We start from the raw sequence: 20,480 nt of genomic DNA, 5'->3' as shown, positions 1-20,480 counted from the left end.
AGGATTATGTCAAAGATTCAGCATGATGTGATGTTGAGGGTCGTGAAGATCCTGAATGTTCTGATGATCGAGCTGCCGTTTGCGGGCTGCTGGTTCCTGTACTACTCGCACCAGACCTATGCAAATCTGGCATGGGAGGGTCATTTTGCGATTTTAGGCCTGTTTTTTATCCTGTACATTGCACTCGGTAAAATCTACGATGCGTTCTGGATGTCCATGCAGCGGGTCTCGGAGCTTGTGTATGGCCAGATCCTTGGCGCGATGGCAACCGATGGTATTTTGTACATCGTGATCTGCCTGATGTCGGCAAAGCTCTGCAACCTGTTGCCGGGTATTGCGGCAATTGCGGGGCAGTTGGTGATGGCTGCGATCTGGGCATCTTGTGCACATAAATGGTACTACAAGACCTTTCCGCCGCAGAAGACCGCAGTCGTCTACGATGTGCGTCATGGTATGGAAAAGCTCATCAACGAGTACGGTCTGAGCCAGAAATACGACGTGCAGGTTACCCTGAGCGTGTCGGAGTGCTTGGCAGACCTGAGCATTCTGGACGGCATGGAGACTGTTTTTGTCAGTGGTGTTCACAGCCATGAACGAAACATTATCCTGAAGCACTGCGTAGGGAAGGGCATCAATATGTTCGTCATCCCCCGTGTGGGCGACGTTATTATGAGTGGCGCTTGGCCGATGCATATGTTCCACCTGCCGATGCTGCGCGTCGGTCGTTACATGGCAAGTCCGGAGTTCCTGTTCGTTAAGCGCGCGATGGACATTGTGATCTCGCTGGTGGCACTGATCATCCTGAGTCCGTTGTTCCTGATTACGGCCATTGCGGTCAAATCCGATGGTGGTCCCGCTTTCTATAAACAGGTGCGCCTGACCAAAGATGGTAAGCAGTTCGAGATCTTGAAGTTCCGCTCTATGCGCGTGGACGCAGAAAAGGATGGCGTGGCACGTCTTTCCACCGGCGACAAGGATGACCGTATTACAAAGGTCGGTCACATTATCCGCGCCTGCCGTCTGGACGAACTGCCTCAGTTGCTGAACATCCTAAAGGGTGATTTGTCTGTTGTGGGCCCTCGTCCGGAGCGCCCGGAGATCGCTGCCCAGTACTGCGAGGAGATGCCGGAGTTTGCACTGCGGCTTCAGGCAAAGGCAGGCTTGACCGGTTATGCACAGGTGTATGGCAAATACAACACCACCCCCTACGATAAACTGCAGATGGATCTGATGTACATTGCACATCCAAGCCTGATCGAGGATTTGAAAATCATGCTGGCAACCGTGAAAATCCTGTTTATGCCTGAAAGTACCGAGGGAGTTTCCGAGGGTCAAACTACTGCTATGAGTGGAGAAAACCACTAAATATCGATGACTCTTTGCGTTTTGAGCTGCCAAAAGCTGAAAGAAAATCCAGAGTGGAATCGGGCATAAATACACCTCTTACCGTGGCGTTAAGCTGGATAGTACTCTCGATAGTGCAAAATGCCGAGACCATGGGCGTTAGAGAGGGCAAAATGAGGTTGAATTGAGGCGTTTATGCCCGGAAAAAGCACTTTTATGGATGCGGCCGTAGCTCGTGGGTTTATGTCTGATTGCACCGTGAGGGTACTAACGATACTGTAGTGACTTTCACATAGCGGTTTTGGGACTTGACGATGATAACATCATCTGCGATTTCATCCCGGTCTTGAAGGTAACAAGGCGGATGTGAGAGTGATGATGATAACCACATGGTCGCAGAGATGCTCATTCCTGTGGTGTAATCCGGCATAAGCAGGGACGCTACCGTGGCACGGATGAGTGGAACCGGGAATAAAGGCAGGGGCTACCGTAACGAGCGTTGGTGCTATCAGGACTAAAGATGGGAGCTACCGTAACGCGTGATAGTGTCATCAGGACTAAAGACAACGGCTACCGTAGCGTGAATTTGCCATAGCAACGTTCATTGCAGCGGTACAAGACATAGCGGTAGTGTGACTCACACTGCTGAGGACGATTAGTAGAGCTTTATAAGAAAAAACGGCTCAGGCTTTTGGAGAATGAGTCTGGGCTGTAATCTTTGATATGCGGAGAGGAACTATGAGTGTTGTGGGATACAGAGGATACTCCGTTCTTATGTCGGTTTATCACAAAGAGAAGCCGGAGTATCTGAAGCAGGCAATAGAGAGCATACAAGCGCAGACGCTATCCACAAATGATTTCGTATTGGTATGTGATGGACCGTTGAACGAACCACTGGATAGCGTAATCGCAGCAAAGCAACAAGAAATGGGTGAATTCCTGAATGTTATTCGGCTCACAAAGAACGGTGGACTTGGCAACGCACTCAACAAAGGCATCAAGCATTGCAAAAATGAGTTGGTTGCCCGGATGGACAGCGACGACATCGCTTATCCAGATCGATGTGAAAAACAGATTGCTGTGTTTAACACACATTCGGAGGTGAGCATTTGCTCCGGCATCGTGGAGGAGTTTACCACTGATCCGAACACGGTTGATACGAGGCGAGTGCCGCCGGAGACGAATGCGGAAATTATAGAGTTTGCAAAGAAGCGGAATCCGTTTAATCACCCCTGTGTGATGTATAAGAGGTCCGCAGTCGAAGCAGTTGGTTCTTACCAAGACTTCTACCTGCTGGAGGATTATTACCTTTGGCTAAGGATGTTGATGGCAGGGTATCAGGGCTATAACATTCAAGAGCCGTTGCTCCATATGCGGGCAGGCTCGGATATGTATTTAAGAAGAGCCGGTTGGAAATATGCCAAGACACAAGCAAGGCTGTTCAAATTCATGAAGAAACAGGGATTCATTGGAGAAGGACAGTTCATCAAGAGTTGCGTGATCCGTAGTGGGTCGGCGCTGGCGCCGAACTGGCTTCGAAAGTTTATGTTTGAGAAAGTGTTGAGAAAATAGAATTTACAATCACAGCAAACAAGAAGGCTATGCCGAGGTGATAGTAAATGATTAAATGTGGAGGTGAAGAGATGAATATTCTAATAGTTTCTAAACATTTTAGTCCTGGTTTTATTGGTCATATGAAAGCTTGGTATAAAATGTGCGAAGAATGTGGATATCAAACTGAGCTTTATTTTGATTCCCAGTATGAAAAATTCTTTGATAAGAATGAATATAATTACACAACAGATATGGTAAATGTAGAAAATTATCATCCTGACATTGCTGTAGTACAAAATACTGGATTTGAGAATGTCGAACTATTTAAGTGGTGCGAAAAACATAATTGCAAAATTTTCTATATTCTGCATGAACCTTATATGGGGATAAAGGAATTGATGAAAGATGGTAACTACTTTATAAAACAAGCTGTTGCTTGCGCTTTAAATGTATGGCTTTGTGCTAAAGCAACAAGAGTCGTCTTATGTTCAAAGTATGCGGAGGAAAACTGCAAGAGATATATGAAGGGGGCGTATCGGAAAGCGGTTTTTCTGCCATTGCTTTTTCTGGACGATTACGATGAAAAAGTGTGCACTTACAGAGAGTATTTTTCCATGATTGGAACTTATGCAGAGCCCCATGGCTCAGATATATTTATCAAATATATTAGAGAAGCGTATGAAAGCGGCTCGAAGCAAAAATTCCAAATCGCGACACGTAGTAATATTTCAGATATGATTGCAGATCAGATTTACAAAAAAATGCAGGATGAAGGGCAATTATTAGTTCAACAAGGACGACCTTTAACAGAAGAAGAGATGAGTGCTGCTTATCGTCGAAGTCTTGCAACGTGGAATGGCTATCGTCGCTCAACACAAAGCGGTGTGCTGCCGAATGCATTCATGCAGGGAACACCAGTTATTGCAACAAGATTGGGGAGCTTTGAAGAATTTGTGGAACCGGGGAATACAGGTGTATTTATTGATGATTTCGGGTGCAACACAATCACAAATGCTATCAAGAATATAGAGGCAACAGGCAAAGTAATGAATGAAAAATGTCGGAGCTTTTTCCTTACGCATTTCTACTATCGAAACCAGTTGGATTCGTTCAAGAAAATCGTCGAAAAAGTAGAGAAAGAGGAAATGAAATGATTGTTACGCGTTTGAAAGGTGGTCTTGGCAACCAATTGTTTCAATATGCGTTTGGCTATACATTAGCTAAACGTTATGGAGATGAACTGAAACTTGATATTGAGTGGTTTGATGGAGAAGGCAATGTACCGTGGTTGACTCATCGTAAGTATGAACTTGATAAGTTTACAATTCCATCAGCCTCGATAATTGAACACAAGAAGTTGCCGTTGAAAGTTCGCTTTTTTGGACACCGTTTTGTTAGAAAACCATTTGAGTATTTAAATGTGTCACGCTTCTACCTTGGTGAATGGGCAGTGGTAGGTTCAGATAGTAAATATGACTATCTAAACCTTATGCAGCGTCCCAATATCTATCTAAATGGCTACTATGATAACTATGCGGCTATCTATCTGAAAGAGAGCATTGATGATTTGCGAAAAGAATTTATCCCTCAAAAGATTAGCGAAAAGACGCAGCTGTTAGTTAATGAAGTTTCATCGACTGATAGCACTGCTATCCATGTCAGACGTTCAGATCAGTTGCATTCGAAGGGGCACTTGGCTGATTTAGCTTATTATAAAAAAGCGATTGAAGAAGTTTCTAGAAAAAAACCCAATACAAATTTTTATGTGTTTAGTGATGACATAGACTGGTGTAAAGTACAATTCGCGGGTTTGGACAGAATGAAGTTTGTTGACAACTCCGATAAGAACGATGCAATCGGTGACTTTACGAGTATGATGCACTGCAAAAATAATATTATTGCATACAGTACATATAGTTGGTGGGCGGCTATGCTTAATCCTAATAAGGATAAAATGGTTATCTCTCCAGCGTTTTATGATTCAAAGGGATTTTTACCTGACGATTGGATACAGTTATAAAACAATCAGATACAGGGGTGATAATGTGAAAATTGCTGTTGTAGTAAATGATTTGGAATTGAGCAAGGCGGGAGGTGTTGGAAGCTTTGTATATGAGTTGTGCAAAGCGTTTCTTAAAGCCAATCAAAGATTAATGCTTATTGGAATCATAAATAAGGGAGAAAACGACAACGATGAAATGACAAAAGAGTTGATTACTATGGGGGCAAGTGCAAAATGTTTGAATACGAGAAATCAAAAGGATGCTCTTTTGCATTTTCTATTGCTAGCAGAAAAATTAAGAGGTATATTGAACTCGTATGCTGATGGAGAAAAAATTATATGTAATGTCCATCTTAAGCTTGCGGCATTGGTGGGGACCTTTGCTTCCATAAATAACAAAAGAATAAGTGTTATAGAAACATATCATTCTCAGTATAGCCGCTATTACCTACAAGCCAAGATAACGAGTCCTCTGATAAAAAAAGTTATTTGTTGCTCTGATTCAGCATACGATGAGTATATTCATCGATTTGGTAGAAAAAATGATGTCTATTCTATTCCCAATGGGATTGATATGGAAGGAATTCGACGCTTTGCTACAAATGCAAATCAGGCAAATCAGCAAGAGCGAGATTCTGAAACTACTTTTTATTCTGTAGGACGTTTGTCAAGGCAAAAAAATCTGCCCGTTTCAATTACAGGCTTCCTAAGATGTAGTGGTTTAAAAGCAAAGTACTATATTGTGGGTGATGGCGAGGATAAAGAAGAACTGGAGCATATCATTGGAAGTAACAAAAGTATTCAATTGTTGGGCAACTTAGAAAGAGTGGAAGTTTTGCGTCGAATTGCTAAGGCGGACATGGTCGTAATGCCTTCACTTTGGGAGGGATTGTCGATTTTCCAATTAGAGGCATTAGCGCTTGGATGTCCAATGATGTTGTCTGATATTAGTGCATTTAGACAGGTATTTAATGAAAATCAGCTGAATTCTGGGGAACTTTTTAGGGTGTGCAAATGGGGCTACTTGGTTCAAACAAATAATGCGGATGCATGGAAACATGCCTTTAGCCACTATGCCACAAATTCGTGTCTGAAAAATGAAATGCATGATATGGTAATGGAAATTTCAAATGAATATGACATAGGTGTAACAGTGAGCAGATATCTCGATGTTTTTCATGATGTCATTGGAGGTTAAATTAACTTGAGGGATGAAGCAAGGAAAAACAATCCGCTTGTATCAACTATGTTGATACTGCTTATTGTTCTGTCTCCTTTAGAACATGTTATTGGTGTTGAAAAGTTGCTATACACTGTTGGACTTCTTGTTGCAGGATTGTGTGTTCTATATAGAAAAAAAATAGTAATTGATGAAACCAGTGCATTGCTTCTATTTTTGGGTTATGCGTTTCTAACTTGCTATTGGAGCGTAAATGCTGCACCATTTCTAAATCTATTTAATACGGCTGTAATGTATATTTTTTTGTTCTTGGTTCTTCAGTTTTCGTACTCGGAACAGGACTATGAACGGCTAAAGAAAGCATTTGTAATACAGGGAGTCGTTCTTTTGATTTTATGCTTCACGTTTGGTACATATCAAGATAATAGGTTTTGGATAATTTCTAGTACAACGGGTGCAGATCCAAACTATCTATCGGGATGGTTTATCCTTCCTGTTGCGATGGTGAGTGAGTTCCTTTTAAGGAAAAACAATATATTTATAAGGGCACTTCTCCTAGTCGAGATGGTTCTTTCATTTTATTTTGTGGCTCAGTCTGGATCGCGTAGTGGGTTGCTGTGTATTGCATTTGTCGTACTGGTGTACACAACATGGATGCTGAGATCTGAAATACGAAGAAAACCACTCTATGGAATTGTTGGCATAGTTGGGTTCGTGTTTTTGCTATCAGTTGCGGTAAAAATGATTCCAGCTAATACTCTATATCGTTTTACCGGTGCCGCAGACGCAGGAAGTCTTGGAGGGAGAACAAGAATTTGGGGAAATCTTATGAACGCATTATTCAGTCACCCATTAGGGCTTATATGTGGTATGGGACAGGGGGCAGCACCTTCTTATTCAGGGTTCGATAGAGTGGCACATAACACTTTCATGGATATTCTCTTTGAAAATGGTATTATTGGTTTGTTGTTCTATTTGTATTTTTTTATCGTAGCGTTAAAAAGAGCCTTTAAAAAAGATATTGCTATGGGCATTGCACTTGTTGCAACGGGAGTGCTTATTTTTACATTATCATCGACGTATATGCGTTTTCTAATATTTATCCTATTTATGGCCGATTGCCATATTTATCAAGAAGAACAGAAAGCTTAATGGAGCAAATTTATGAAAAACAAGAAAAGTATACTGGTTTCAACAGTGATGGTTTCATTATTTACTGTTTTAATCAAGTTTCTTGGTTTGATCAAACAGTCAGTTCTTGCGGCATACTGTGGCGCGACAATAGAAACAGATGCTTTTTTTGTCGCAACTGGGACGATGACTTCATTGTGTGGAACGATATTCTCTGCACTGTCTATTTCACTTTTGACTATTCACACCCAACTCTTAGTTAATGAGGGACGGGAGAAGGCGAATGGCCTGATTAATGCGGTTCTAAGAACTTTTCTTCCAATTTCGGCTGTATTAGCACTTTTGTTTTCGGTGTTTGCGCCATTTGTGGCAAGATTTCTTGCGCCATCGTATCAGGGAGAACAGATTAGCGATTTGGCTTATGACATTAGAATTATGTCTGCCGAACTTATCTTGTATTGTTATTATTTGATTGTTAATACAGTTCTCGAATCAGATAAAATATTTTTGCCAGGAAAAGCAATAGCTTTTTTTCAAAACGTATTTTTAATCTTAGCAGCAGTCTTTTTTTATTCTCAATTTGGTATGAACGGTATGCTCTATGCTTTTATTCTTTCTGGAATTGCAGAGTGTATCTTGGTAACTGTAGCCACAAGAAAAAAACTTAAATTTGTTATTGGAAAGATTGACTATCAGGTCGAAGTAAAAAAATTACTTGAGCTTACTATTCCATTACTGCTAGGTAATGCTATGTATGAAGTAAATCAGATTGTAGACAACCAAATTTCGACAGGCCTTGGAAATGGAAGTGCCTCTGTTTTAAACTATGGTGCATCGGTTCATGATATGGTAGTTGGAGTTATTGTTACATCGATTTCAGTGGTCTTATTTTCTCACTGCAGTACATGGGTTGCGCAGGGACAGACTGGTAAAGTGGGAAAGAGTCTTGAAAAAATACTTGTTTATCTTACGTTGATTCTGTTGCCTATCACGGGAATGTGTGTAATTGCGGGAGATCAAATTGTTGAACTGTTCTACGGACGTGGCAATTTTGGAACAAATGAAATTACACTGACGTATAGTGTCGTTATTGGATATTCGTTGGGATTTGTCTTTCAAGCAGCAAGAGCTAATTTGGTTAAGGTTTTTTATGCTTTTCAAGACTCAAAAACACCAATGATTAATGGAATGATATCAATTGTATGCAATATTACGTTGAGTTTTTTGCTTTCTAAGTTTATCGGCATTTCTGGCGTATCGCTTGCGACGAGTATTGCGATGATGATTGCAACAATACTTCTGTTAAGAGATGTTAAAAATTATCTGCCTGGTTTTTCAGTCAAAAGCTGCTTCTCGGAAATAAGAAAGGGAATTACAGCCTTGATTTTATCGGTTGTAGTTCTTTTATTAGTTAAAGAAGTTGTGAATTTGAGCACATTGATTTGTCTTATTATAGAGGGTGTTGTTGTTGTTACAGTTTATGGCACAATACTATTCTGCTTGAAATCGAAAAGCATTGGAGAGGCATTGGATTACATAAAACGAAGGACATAATTTATACGATGGATCATTTATTAGAAATGCAGATTTGAGAAACTGCTGCTATGAATGTGATTTCGAAAAGAAAGGCCGAATTAGTGATTTGACTATTGCTGATGCTTAGGGGATTAAATCGTATCGATTAAATCTCTCAGATGACAAGGATCTATCACTGATTTACGTGAACACTGAAGCTGGCAAGTAACTTTTTAACGATTTACAAACTTTGTCCGTGAATCAATGTATAGATGGGGACTTCATCGGATTTTATTCCCAATTACAGGACAATGCTCCGAAGCATAAAAATAGAAACCGACTGTATTCAGAAATTGATAATTGCTCGATTAAAAAATGCGAAACCTACAATGAAAAAGCGTATGGTGTATGTTTTAAGAAAAATAGGGTTGCTTTATAAATTGAAGAAGATCCTTAAAAAGTAGACCTTTTGCATATGTCAGACGGATAGAGTTGTTATGATTATTCTTGACAGGAGGAAAACTATGGACGATAATCTGCAAGCAAGCAAGCAAGCAAGCAAGCAAGCAAGCAAGGAATAGGATGCTGGATATATACAAGGGTCTATTAATAATCTTGGTTGTCATTCGTCATGTACTGCAGTACAGTGTGACGGATGAGGGAGGAATCCTGACTAATATAATTTGGGCGATTCAAATGCCTGGATTTATGCTGGTTTCAGGATATTTTTCGGCCAGAAACGTTGAGAACACTCATGAATTATCAAAGAGGATTGTTGGCTCAATGCAACATTATGCGCTTCCGTTCCTTTCTTGGTGGTTCTTGGTTAGTGTGCTGCTTCTAGGTGGCTTTGACAGAAATGTACTAACGGCAGCAAATCATATCGCATTTCATGTTGACTCTGGAATGTGGTTTTTATGGGTGGTTTTTATACTTTCAATAATAGCAAACATCTGTAATTATATAAGTTCACGGAACACTGCATATTATGCGGTGAAGACAGTTGTTGCCGCGCTTGTCATGCTAGGAATGCTGGGGATCTTAGGCATCCTAGTTGGTATCCGATTTATAGGGATAAAGTTCATTTTGTACTATTCTGTATTCTACGGCTCTGGTTGGCTTATACGCAAAACACAGGATACATGGAAGCGGTTTATTGACAAGTATTCGAGTTTGATTGCGTTTGTTGCAATAGTTTGCTTTTCGGCGATTGCTTTCAATTATGATTTGTATCACTGCGAGGATAATTTGATTTCAATCGCATTAAGATGTATTGCAGGATTTTCCGGGAATGTCGTATTACTATGGATTGCAAACAAATATAAGGATAATTTTGAAAGAGTCCGTTTGGATAATATTGGCTTGTGTACGCTGGAAATATACACTACACACATGTATGTTAATGGACTGATGAGTGCTGGAAATACGAGCGGGTTCTTTACGGCGACAGGCTTTGCTAATTTTATTGTTTCGCTTATTCTGACAATCACCTTTACAGTGATACTAACGACGATTATTAAAAGCATACCATTTACTAATTTTCTGCTGTATGGGAAAATGAAGCGCAATTGATAGCGTAAAAGAAGGGGAAGGTGTCCAAGATGAATGACTTGTTTTTACATGATTCACCGGATGCCTCCCCAATTGTTTCCTCTGACCGTGTCCTTTATACACCAACAACATTTGCAAAGTCTGCCCTGCTCTATCTTCAGGAGATTGGTTCCTTGCAGGCTAAACAGCCGCATATTTCCTCGCGCACCCATCTGTCCTCTTACCTGTTTTTCTGTGTCAATTCCGGCTCTGGTGAGCTGGAGTATCAGAGAAAGAAATATAAGCTAGGCAGGGGAGACTGTGTTTTTATTGACTGTCAGCAACCGTACTCACATAGTACTGATAAAGAACTGTGGTCCTTGTCGTGGATTCACTTTTCCGGTGTAACGATGCAGGACATCTATCAGAAATACCAAGAACGCGGAGGACGCCCAGTATTCCATCCGGAGAATATTACTGCGTTTACAGAGCTGCATAAGTCTCTTTTCACTCTTGCTTCGTCGGATGACTACATCCGGGATATGCGAATCAATGGTAGCCTGAATGAACTTTTGGTTCTCCTTATGAAAGAGTCATGGCATCCAACGGAGCGTTTGGATACTACATTGAAAAAGCAGAATCTTGATCCAATCCGAGATTATCTGGATAAGTATTACACTGAAAAAGTTTCGCTGGATGCATTGGCAGACCAGTTCTTTATAAGTAAGTTTTATCTGACCCGTGTGTTTAAGGAACAGTTCGGAGTGAGTATCAATACCTATGTACTAAATCTCCGCATTACAAAAGCCAAGCAGATGCTACGCTTTACGGATAAGAAATTGGAAGATATCGGATATCAGTGCGGTTTGGGTGCACCGCATTATTTCAGCCGTATCTTTAAACAGGTCGAGGGAATTACACCATCAGAGTTCCGTGAAAAGTGGTAAACGCTGTATTGACTCTAATGCGGTCGTGTGAATGTAACGGCTTTCTTCAAAAGAGGGCAATATTGTGTAAACGATTTGCCTCGAAAGGCAAGATAGTGAATTCAGTTTTGATTCGGGATTCGCTAAAATAATATACGGTATTACAAGAAAACCAAGCAGAGAACTGCAAAGAGCAACAGGAAAGTTGAGGTCAATATATGTCTAAAATTGCGCTGATTACCGGTATTACCGGTCAGGATGGTTCCTATCTGGCAGAGTTCCTTCTGGAGAAGGGCTACGAGGTCCATGGTGTCATACGCCGCTCATCTGTTGATTACCGCGAGCGCATCGCCCACCTGGAAGGCCATGAGCACTTCCACCTTCACTACGGCGATTTAAGTGATTCCATGAGCATTCTCTCAGTCGTCAGCACCGTGCGGCCCGATGAAATCTACAACCTCGCCGCCCAGAGCCATGTGCAGGTCAGTTTTGATGTGCCGGAGTTTACCGCCGACGTTGATGCCACCGGCGTGTTGCGCGTGCTGGAGGCTGTGCGCCTGTCCGGCCTCAAGGATACCTGCCGCATTTATCAGGCATCTACGTCCGAGCTGTACGGCAAGGTCGAGGAGGTTCCCCAGAACGAGAACACACCGTTCCACCCCTACAGCCCCTACGCCGTCGCCAAGCAGTACGGCTTCTGGATTGTAAAGGAATACCGCGAAGCCTACAATATGTTCTGCTGCTCTGGTATTCTCTTCAACCACGAGTCCGAGCGCCGCGGTGAGACCTTCGTTACCCGCAAGATCACGCTGGCTGCTGCCCGCATTGCACAGGGCAAGCAGGATAAGCTGTACTTGGGCAACCTGTCCAGTCTGCGCGACTGGGGCTATGCCAGGGACTATGTCGAGTGCATGTGGCTGATTTTGCAGAACGACAAGCCCGAGGACTTCGTCATCGCCACAGGCGAGCAACACTCCGTCCGGGAATTCTGCCAGCTGGCCTTCCACGATGTGGGCATCGAGCTGGAATTTGTGGGCGAGGGCATGAACGAAAAGGGCATCGAGAAGGCTACGGGTAAGGTCGTTATCGAGGTCAGCCCTGATTTCTACCGTCCCACCGATGTTGTCAACCTGTGGGGCGACCCCAGCAAGGCCAAGCGTGAGCTGGGTTGGAACCCCACAAAGACCACCTTTGCAGAGCTTGTCAGGATCATGGTCGATCATGACATGAAGAAAGTCGCCGTAGAGCGCGCCGAGGAGCATATCAAGACCAATCTGGCTGAATTTCTCGAAAAGGGCGTTATCAAATAATTTCATCAAAAGCATCAAAAGAAGGTAACAATCATGATGGAAAAGAATGCTAAGATTTATGTCGCAGGTCATCGCGGTATGGTGGGCTCTGCAATCGTTCGTGAATTGCAGCGTCAGGGCTATACCAATATCATCACACGCACCCACAAAGAACTGGATCTGACCCGTCAGGATGCTGTGGAAGAGTTCTTCGCACAGGAAAAGCCGGAGTATGTGTTCCTTGCTGCTGCCAAGGTCGGCGGCATCGTGGCCAATCAGGAAGCACTGGCCGATTTCATGTATGACAACATGACGCTGGAGATGAACGCCATCCACTCTGCATGGAAGAACGGCTGCAAGAAGCTGGAATTCCTCGGCTCCTCCTGCATCTACCCCCGCATGGCTCCTCAGCCCATGAAGGAAGATTGCCTGCTGACCAGCGAGCTGGAAAAAACCAACGAGGCCTATGCACTGGCAAAGATCTCCGGTCTGAAGTACTGCGAGTTCCTGAACCGTCAGTACGGCACCGACTACATCAGCGTCATGCCCACTAACCTCTATGGCCCCAACGACAACTATCACCCCACCCACAGCCATGTGGTTCCGGCGCTGATCCGTCGTTTCCATGAGGCTAAGGAGCAGAATCTGCCCAGCGTTACCTGCTGGGGCGATGGCTCTCCGCTGCGTGAGTTCCTGTATGTGGACGATCTGGCAAACCTGTGCGTCTTCCTGATGAACAACTACTCCGGCAATGAGACGGTCAATGCTGGCACCGGCAAGGAACTGACTATCAAGGAGCTGACCGAACTGGTTGCCAAGGTCGTGGGCTATACCGGTGAGATCAAGTGGGATACCACCAAGCCCAACGGCACTCCTCGCAAGCTGTTGGACGTGTCTAAGGCTACCAATCTGGGCTGGACCTACAAGACCGAGCTGGAAGATGGCCTGCGCCTGTCCTACGAGGATTTCCTGAACAACCCGATGCGTGCAGAGCGCTAAAATAAACGATTTGAAAAGGTCGTGTGTCCGTGCAGGGCCACGGCCTTTTTTGTTAAATGATAGGAGAAGTATTATGAATCTGGTGTTATTGTCCGGCGGTTCCGGCCAGCGTCTGTGGCCGCTTTCCAATGATATCCGTTCCAAGCAGTTCATCAAGATCTTCCATCGCGAAGACGGCGAACTGGAATCCATGGTGCAGCGTGTTTACCATCAGATCAAGGCGGTCGATGCGGATGCAACCGTCACCATTGCTACTTCCAAATCGCAGGTTTCGGCTATCCACAATCAGCTGGGCGAGGAAGTGGGCATCAGCGTGGAGCCTTGCCGCCGAGATACTTTTCCAGCTATCGCTCTGGCAGCGGCCTACCTGAAGGACGTGCAGGGCGTCGGTGAGGAAGAATCCGTTGTCGTCTGCCCGGTAGACCCCTATGTGGAGAATGACTACTTTGAGGCGTTGAAAGCACTGGGCGACCGTGCCGCCGTCAGCAGCGCAAATCTGGTCCTGATGGGCATTGAACCGACCTACCCCAGCGAGAAATACGGTTATATCATCCCCATTGGCAAAGAGCAGGTCAGCAAGGTGTCCATGTTCAAGGAAAAGCCCACGCAGGAAGTGGCCAAGGACTACATTGCAAAGGGTGCGCTCTGGAACGGCGGCGTGTTCGCCTTCAAGCTGGGCTATGTGCTGAACCGCGCCCATGAACTCATTGATTTCGTGGACTACGATGACCTGTTCAATAAATATGATACTTTGAACAAGATCAGCTTCGACTATGCTGTGGTGGAGCACGAGCCGGAGATCGAGGTCATGCGCTTCGCAGGCACTTGGAAAGACCTTGGCACTTGGAACACCCTGACCGAGGCGATGGACAGCCACGCGGTGGGCGAGGCACTGTTCAACGAGAAGTGCGAGAACGTCCATGTGGTCAACGAGCTGGATGTGCCGATCCTCTGCATGGGTCTGAAGGATGTGGTGGTCTCTGCCAGCCCGGAGGGCATTCTGGTCTCGGATAAGGAGCAGTCCAGTTACATCAAGCCCTATGTCAACACGCTCGACCATCGGGTCATGTTCGCCGAAAAATCGTGGGGCAGCTTTAAGGTCATCGATATCGACAAGGCGTCCATGGTTATCAAGGTGACCCTGAATGCAGGCCATCAGATGAACTACCACAGCCATCAGCACCGCGATGAGGTCTGGACGGTCATTGCAGGCAAGGGCAAGACCATTGTGGACGGTATGGAGCAGAACGTGAAGGCAGGCGATGTGATCACCATGTCCGCGGGCTGCCGTCATACTGTGATTGCCGAGACCGAACTGAAGCTGATCGAAGTGCAGCTGGGTGAAGCCATCGACGTCCATGACAAGCAGAAATTTGAACTGGAATATTGAGCCACCGCAGGAGGCAGCTATGCAAAACAAGAATAAGCCTCTTTTGCTCCGACCGTCCGGCAAGGATTATCTTTGGGGCGGCAGTCGTTTGAATGATGAATTTGAAAAAAACATCGACCTGACCCCGCTGGCAGAGACATGGGAGTGCTCCACCCACCCCGATGGCCCCAGCTATGTGGTAGGCGGTGCGTTTGATGGACAGGAACTGGCAGAGGTGCTGAGGGCACACCCGGAGTATCTGGGCGAGCGCCATAAGGGCGAAAATGCGCTGCCGATTCTTATCAAATTCATCGATGCCAAGAAAGATCTGTCGGTGCAGGTACACCCTACCGATGCCTATGCGCAGGAGTATGAACACGGGCAGCTTGGCAAGACCGAGATGTGGTATGTGCTGGACGCCAGCAAGGACGCAAAGCTTGTGTATGGCCTGAAGCGGGAGCGTACCGAACAGCAGATGCGAGACGCTATCGCCAAAGGAACCCTGATGAAGGACTTGCAGTGGGTTCCGGTCAAGAAGGACGACCTGTTTTTCATTGAAGCAGGTACTATCCATGCCATCGGAGCCGGTGCACTGGTGGCCGAGATTCAGGAAAACTCCAACCTGACCTACCGTCTATATGATTACGACCGTGTAGGCAAGGACGGCAAAAAGCGGGAACTGCACATCGACAAAGCATTGGATGTAGCAAATCTGAAAGGCAGTGCAGAACCGAAGCAGCCGCTCCGGGTGCTGAAATACCGACAGGGCGTTGCCTCTGAGCTGCTGACCCGCTGCAAGTATTTTGAAGTGTACCGTATGATCGTCAACACCGAGCGGCGGCAGAAGGTGCACTACCGCGCAGATGAAATTGCCTTCCGGGTGCTGCTCTGCGTCAACGGCTGCGGTACGATTTCCCATGAGAACGGCACAATTCCGTTCTATAAGGGGGACTGCATCTTTGTTCCGGCAGATTCCGAAACTCTAACCATTCATGGGCAGGCACAGTTCCTTGATGTAAGAGGCTGATACATGGAAAAGTGGAAGACAATAAAATCTGAACCGCTTGTAGACAGCCGATGGGTCAAGGTGAGAAAAGATTCAGTGGACTTGCCGAATGGTCAGCACATTGATGATTTCTATGCCATTTCACTCAACGATGCGGCGGCCATTGTGGCACTGGATGATGCCGGAAATATAGTTCTGAAAAAGGAATATCGGTATTGCCTTGACCGTGATCTTATTGAAGTTCCTGCAGGAGGCTTTGAGAGAGGCGAAGATGGTTTGGCAGTTGCCAAACGAGAGCTTCTGGAAGAAACTGGATATGTTTCGGACGACTGGCAGTATATCGGAGCAACGGTAGAAAGCTCGGCGAAGTTGACGAACTATATGCATATTTACTTTGCCAACCACTGCCGAAAGGTTGGCGAACAGCATCTTGACCCTACGGAAGAGCTGGATGTTCTCGTTGTTCCGTTAAAACGGGCGGTTGAGATGGTGATGAATAACGAGATATGCTGCAATAGTTCTGCACATGGAATCCTTTGGACGGCAAGAAAGCTCGGAGTGTAATGAAAGGTGACCGGAAATGGATATCAAGAAAGAATACGAACGCTGGTTGGCAAATGCCACCGCAGATGCCGACGTTGTGGCAGAACTGAAAACGCTGGATGACGCCAAAATCGAGGATGCATTCTATCGTGACCTTGCCTTTGGTACAGGCGGTCTGCGTGGTGTGATTGGTGCGGGCACCAACCGCATGAACGTTTACACGGTGGCAAAGGCCTCTCAGGGCTTGGCTGATTACCTGAAAAAGAATTTCGCAGAGCCGTCTGTGGCAATCGGCTACGACAGCCGTATCAAGAGCGATGTGTTTGCTAAAGTCGCCGCTGGGGTGTTTGCGGCTAATGGCGTCAAGGTCAACATCTGGCCTGTCCTGATGCCTGTTCCTACCGTGTCCTTTGCGACCCGCTATCTGCATACCTCTGCCGGTGTCATGGTGACAGCTTCCCACAATCCCAGCAAGTACAACGGCTATAAGGTCTACGGCGCAGATGGCTGTCAGATCACCACCGAGGCCGCAGCGGAGATTCTTGCCGAAATCGAGAAGCTGAACATCTTTGCGGACGTCAAGACCAGCGATTTTGAGGCAGGTGTGGCAAACAGCAGCATCCAGTACATCCCGGATGAAGTCTACACCGCATTTGTGGAACAGGTCAAGAGCCAGTCTGTTCTGTTTGGCGAAGAAGTCAATAAGAATGTGGCCATTGTGTACAGCCCGCTGAATGGTACCGGCTTGAAGCCTGTGACCCGCACCCTAAAAGAGATGGGCTACACCAACATCACCGTGGTTAAGGAGCAGGAGCAGCCGGACGGAAACTTCCCGACCTGCCCGTACCCCAATCCGGAGATCAAGGAAGCCATGGCGTTGGGCATGGAGTATGCTAAGAAGTGTAATGCTGACCTTCTGCTGGCAACCGACCCCGACTGCGACCGTGTGGGTATCGCCGTCAAGAACAAGACAGGAGAGTACGAACTGCTGACCGGCAACCAGACTGGTATGCTGTTGCTAGATTATATTTGCAGCCAGCGTGTAAAGCACGGCAAGATGCCCGCCGACCCGGTCATGGTCAAGACCATCGTCACCATGGACATGGGCGAGCAGATTGCCACCCATTATGGCCTGCGTACCGTCAACGTGCTGACCGGCTTCAAATTCATCGGTGAGCAGATCGGCAAGCTGGAGAAGCAGGGCAAGGCAGACAGCTATGTGTTCGGCTTTGAAGAAAGCTACGGTTATCTGACCGGCTCTTATGTCCGCGACAAGGATGGTGCGGACGGTGCTTACATGATCTGCGAGATGTTCAGCTACTATGCAACCAAGGGCATCAGCCTGCTGGACAAGCTGAACGAACTGTACAAGACCTATGGCTACTGCCTGAACACCCTGCACAGCTATGAGTTCGACGGCAGTGCCGGTTTTGCCAAGATGCAGAACATCATGCAGGTATTCCGCGGCGATATCACGGAGTTTGGCGGCAAGCAGGTCGTGAAGCTGCTGGACTACGCTCCGGGTCTGGATGGTCTGCCCAAGTCCGACGTGCTCAAGTTCCTGCTGGAAGATAACTGCTCCATCGTGGTGCGACCCTCTGGTACCGAACCGAAGCTCAAGATCTATATTTCCGTCAGCGCGGAGAATAAGGCAGCTGCCGAGAAGGTTGAGGCAGAAATTTGCAAGAGTGCTGAAGAATGTCTGAAGTAACGCAATTAGATAATATTTTTCATCACAATGATGATTTTAAAATGAACTTGTGATATACTGGAGCCATGGGAGACCGTGGCTACCTACGCTGCTCGAAACTTTGCATACCTCTACGTGGTGAGCGGCAGGCAACACAGTGTGTAGATGCTGTGGCTAAGAATGCAAAGGCGCTTATAATTGTATTATTAGCTACAAAATCATGGACATACACCAATATTATGGGTGGAGGGGAAAATGAAAAAGAGTGAGTGGAAAAAAATAGGATTTGGCGATAAAATGGGATGGCTTGTTGGTGTTGTAGGTATAGTGGCCACTTTGATTTCGGCGTTCCGAACGGAATCTAACGGGTTTGTATATATTTTTATTGGATTACTGGTTGCGGAGGTGATAGCTGTTTTCGCTTGGCTCTGGGCTCTTCATGAACGCTATCGAATGACCCAAAAGGTTGATGAAATTCAATCGGAAATAAAAAAGCTAAAAGATGAAAACACAAAACTTCAAAATGATTTGAAGAAGAGCCAGACTGATGAAGAAGCCAAGTTAAATGAAGTGCGAAAAAAGATTGAAGATATCTGTGTTAATCAAAAGAATGTTAGCAAGTTATATAATGAATTTTGTACTCGAATCCCTAATATTGCAGAACGTTCATATCATATATTGGAAACACTTCAAAAGGGTGGAATGAAAGATACAGAGGAGCTTCAGAAAGAGGTCGTTTACTCTTTTAATGAGTTTGCCGCCGGACTATATGATGTTTATAAAATATATTCAAGTAATCTATTGAATTATTTAGTACGCATAGAAGAGTCTTATTTGGCATCGAAAGGAATACAAGTTGATGTTGCAGCAACGATAAAATTGTTTGATAAGCCGTATGTTGCAAGGAAAGACAGCCGCGATAAAATTGTTGTATACACTGCATTCAGAGATAAAGAAACGTTCGAAAAACATGAAAGAGAGGTGGGCAATAAAAAATATACCATAGATGGAAACGGAGATTTTGTTCATTGTTTAAAAAAAGATCATTTTGTTGTGAATAACGCAAAGAAAAACAGTGAAAATTATATGAATGAACATATAGATTTTGATGCATATTATAATTGTGCTATAGTGGTTTCGATTAGAACTAAACTGGCTGACGGAACATATAAGTATTTCGGCTATTTGTGTTGTGACTGCAAGAATGCACAAGAAGGATTGGAAGTTTTTGATAAACCGGCAGCGCAATTGCTTTTTTCTCTGGCACAACAATATGCAACGTTTTTGAGTACGTTGGATTCAAACTGGGTGGATCGAACAGCCGGAGGAATTGGAGGACTACCGCAGGGTTTTTTACAATTGATTTATGCCAAGGCTTTTACAGGCAATTTCGTTTCGTAAAAGCAACTGATTATATTTAAGGTGAGTTTATATTTAAGGTGAGTTTACATGAACTATAGAACTTGTAGAAAAACGAAAAAAACCAACGGCAATGATAGAACTATAAAAACACGCTTTTCTATTCAGCAAACAAAAAATGGAAAAGTACCCATGCCTATCAATCCTATGATGCCAGGCGATTATTCCATGGAAGAGCGAAAAAAATTGAAGGATTTTGAACGAGCTATTATGGCAGGAGCAATAAAGTGAGTGGTACTTCGTTTGCGGAATGCTCTTAGTCTTTTTCTGAACAGTTTAATATGCAAGCTGGTTGTTTAGATAGTAATAGAATTATTGATATGAGTGATGAATGTATTCTAAAAAATGTGATTTCTTTAAAAATAATATAAAAGAATCGAGGTAGCAAATATGCCCAGAACCAAAGGAAGCAAGAACTGCCCCAAGATTACCAATGACTTTGCATCCAAAATCGCAGAGAAAAAGGAATCCACCGCTTCTCTGACTTCTGAAATCACTTCCACCACTGCAAACATTGACACTTTGAAGGCTGACCTGAAAGAGAAGAAGGCTGCTCTGAAGAAGGCCGAAAAAGAAGTGGCATCCCTGGAAGCGAAGAAGGTAAAGGCAGATGCTAAGGCTGCAGAAAACGCGAAAAAGGCTGAAGCAGAATCTGTTTTGAAAAAATTGCTTGCCGAAGGCGTGAGTGCAGACGAGATTCTCGCAAAACTGAAATAACAGCGAAGCCCATGATAAACAGGTGTGACCTGCTTACTGTGGGCATTTTACTTTTAGAGAGCGTTTCTTTTAAATACTGTTTGTACTGCATTAAATCTGGAGATTGGTTGCAGAAGTGGCAAAAATCGTGTAGGGAAAGATTCACGATTCTTATTCTGTGAAGTCATTTTATTGAATGAATGGGAGAGACACAGCAACAAAGAAATGCATTTTTAACAAGATGATATTAAAAAATTATAGAGATGACTTGTTTGTTGACCTATGAT

The 20,480-nt window shown here is 44.6% G+C and carries 19 protein-coding genes; 18 read left to right on the top strand and 1 reads right to left on the bottom strand.

Annotated elements, in window-relative coordinates:
* The first annotated feature begins 6 nt into the window (after positions 1-6).
* The 17 genes from MTP36_RS10665 (at position 7) to MTP36_RS10585 (ending at position 19,728) form a co-directional block, all read left to right on the top strand.
* Positions 7-1,365, top strand: coding sequence for a sugar transferase (locus MTP36_RS10665; RefSeq protein ID WP_249250103.1), 1,359 nt, complete (start codon positions 7-9; stop codon positions 1,363-1,365).
* Between the two features lie 717 nt (positions 1,366-2,082).
* On the top strand, positions 2,083-2,916 hold the full coding sequence (locus tag MTP36_RS10660; RefSeq protein ID WP_249250101.1) for a glycosyltransferase: 834 nt from the start codon (positions 2,083-2,085) through the stop codon (positions 2,914-2,916).
* Positions 2,917-2,963: 47 nt separating this feature from the next.
* Complete coding sequence (locus MTP36_RS10655; RefSeq protein ID WP_249250093.1) at positions 2,964-4,052, top strand: glycosyltransferase; 1,089 nt, start codon at positions 2,964-2,966, stop codon at positions 4,050-4,052.
* A complete protein-coding gene (locus MTP36_RS10650) occupies positions 4,049-4,918 on the top strand; it encodes an alpha-1,2-fucosyltransferase (protein WP_249250091.1) in 870 nt (289 codons plus the stop codon). Before MTP36_RS10655 ends, MTP36_RS10650 begins: the two co-directional genes overlap by 4 nt.
* A gap of 25 nt (positions 4,919-4,943) precedes the next feature.
* Entirely contained in the window at positions 4,944-6,098 is a 1,155-nt protein-coding gene (locus tag MTP36_RS10645; RefSeq protein WP_249250081.1) for a glycosyltransferase family 4 protein, read from the top strand.
* 48 nt (positions 6,099-6,146) lie between these two features.
* Positions 6,147-7,232 carry an O-antigen ligase family protein gene (locus MTP36_RS10640; RefSeq protein WP_249250073.1) on the top strand — a complete coding sequence of 362 codons (1,086 nt, stop codon included), beginning with the start codon at positions 6,147-6,149 and terminating at the stop codon, positions 7,230-7,232.
* 12 nt (positions 7,233-7,244) lie between these two features.
* A complete protein-coding gene (gene murJ, locus MTP36_RS10635; RefSeq protein WP_249250064.1) occupies positions 7,245-8,765 on the top strand; it encodes a murein biosynthesis integral membrane protein MurJ in 1,521 nt (506 codons plus the stop codon).
* Positions 8,766-9,308: 543 nt separating this feature from the next.
* Positions 9,309-10,298: an acyltransferase family protein gene (locus MTP36_RS10630; RefSeq protein WP_249250055.1), complete on the top strand. Its 990-nt coding sequence runs from the start codon at positions 9,309-9,311 to the stop codon at positions 10,296-10,298.
* Positions 10,299-10,327: 29 nt separating this feature from the next.
* Positions 10,328-11,203, top strand: coding sequence for an AraC family transcriptional regulator (locus MTP36_RS10625; protein WP_249250053.1), 876 nt, complete (start codon positions 10,328-10,330; stop codon positions 11,201-11,203).
* A gap of 197 nt (positions 11,204-11,400) precedes the next feature.
* Positions 11,401-12,492, top strand: a complete 1,092-nt coding sequence (gene gmd, locus MTP36_RS10620; protein ID WP_249250051.1) for a GDP-mannose 4,6-dehydratase — start codon at positions 11,401-11,403, stop codon at positions 12,490-12,492.
* A gap of 33 nt (positions 12,493-12,525) precedes the next feature.
* The gene (locus MTP36_RS10615) at positions 12,526-13,470 is read left to right on the top strand and encodes a GDP-L-fucose synthase family protein (protein WP_249250043.1); all 945 of its coding nucleotides are present in this window, start codon (positions 12,526-12,528) and stop codon (positions 13,468-13,470) included.
* A gap of 73 nt (positions 13,471-13,543) precedes the next feature.
* Positions 13,544-14,860: a sugar phosphate nucleotidyltransferase gene (locus MTP36_RS10610; protein ID WP_249250041.1), complete on the top strand. Its 1,317-nt coding sequence runs from the start codon at positions 13,544-13,546 to the stop codon at positions 14,858-14,860.
* A gap of 19 nt (positions 14,861-14,879) precedes the next feature.
* The gene (locus MTP36_RS10605; RefSeq protein WP_249250032.1) at positions 14,880-15,866 is read left to right on the top strand and encodes a type I phosphomannose isomerase catalytic subunit; all 987 of its coding nucleotides are present in this window, start codon (positions 14,880-14,882) and stop codon (positions 15,864-15,866) included.
* Between the two features lie 3 nt (positions 15,867-15,869).
* Positions 15,870-16,409: an NUDIX hydrolase gene (locus MTP36_RS10600; protein WP_249250016.1), complete on the top strand. Its 540-nt coding sequence runs from the start codon at positions 15,870-15,872 to the stop codon at positions 16,407-16,409.
* Positions 16,410-16,425: 16 nt separating this feature from the next.
* Positions 16,426-18,099, top strand: coding sequence for a phospho-sugar mutase (locus tag MTP36_RS10595; RefSeq protein WP_249250013.1), 1,674 nt, complete (start codon positions 16,426-16,428; stop codon positions 18,097-18,099).
* Positions 18,100-18,333: 234 nt separating this feature from the next.
* Entirely contained in the window at positions 18,334-19,479 is a 1,146-nt protein-coding gene (locus tag MTP36_RS10590; RefSeq protein ID WP_249250011.1) for a hypothetical protein, read from the top strand.
* A 48-nt stretch (positions 19,480-19,527) separates the two neighbouring features.
* A complete protein-coding gene (locus MTP36_RS10585) occupies positions 19,528-19,728 on the top strand; it encodes a hypothetical protein (RefSeq protein ID WP_249250009.1) in 201 nt (66 codons plus the stop codon).
* Positions 19,729-19,853: 125 nt separating this feature from the next.
* Here the strand turns inward: MTP36_RS10585 and MTP36_RS10580 are convergent, their stop codons facing one another.
* Positions 19,854-20,012, bottom strand: coding sequence for a hypothetical protein (locus tag MTP36_RS10580; RefSeq protein ID WP_249254449.1), 159 nt, complete (start codon positions 20,010-20,012; stop codon positions 19,854-19,856).
* Positions 20,013-20,019: 7 nt separating this feature from the next.
* On the opposite strand from MTP36_RS10580, the gene MTP36_RS10575 reads away from it, so the two are divergent.
* Entirely contained in the window at positions 20,020-20,214 is a 195-nt protein-coding gene (locus tag MTP36_RS10575; protein ID WP_442900194.1) for a hypothetical protein, read from the top strand.
* Positions 20,215-20,480 lie beyond the last annotated feature (266 nt).

The sequence above is a fragment of the Faecalibacterium sp. I4-1-79 genome (genome assembly GCF_023347235.1).
Lineage (GTDB): Bacteria > Bacillota > Clostridia > Oscillospirales > Ruminococcaceae > Faecalibacterium > Faecalibacterium tardum.
This window is presented reverse-complemented; position numbering and strand designations above follow the sequence as displayed.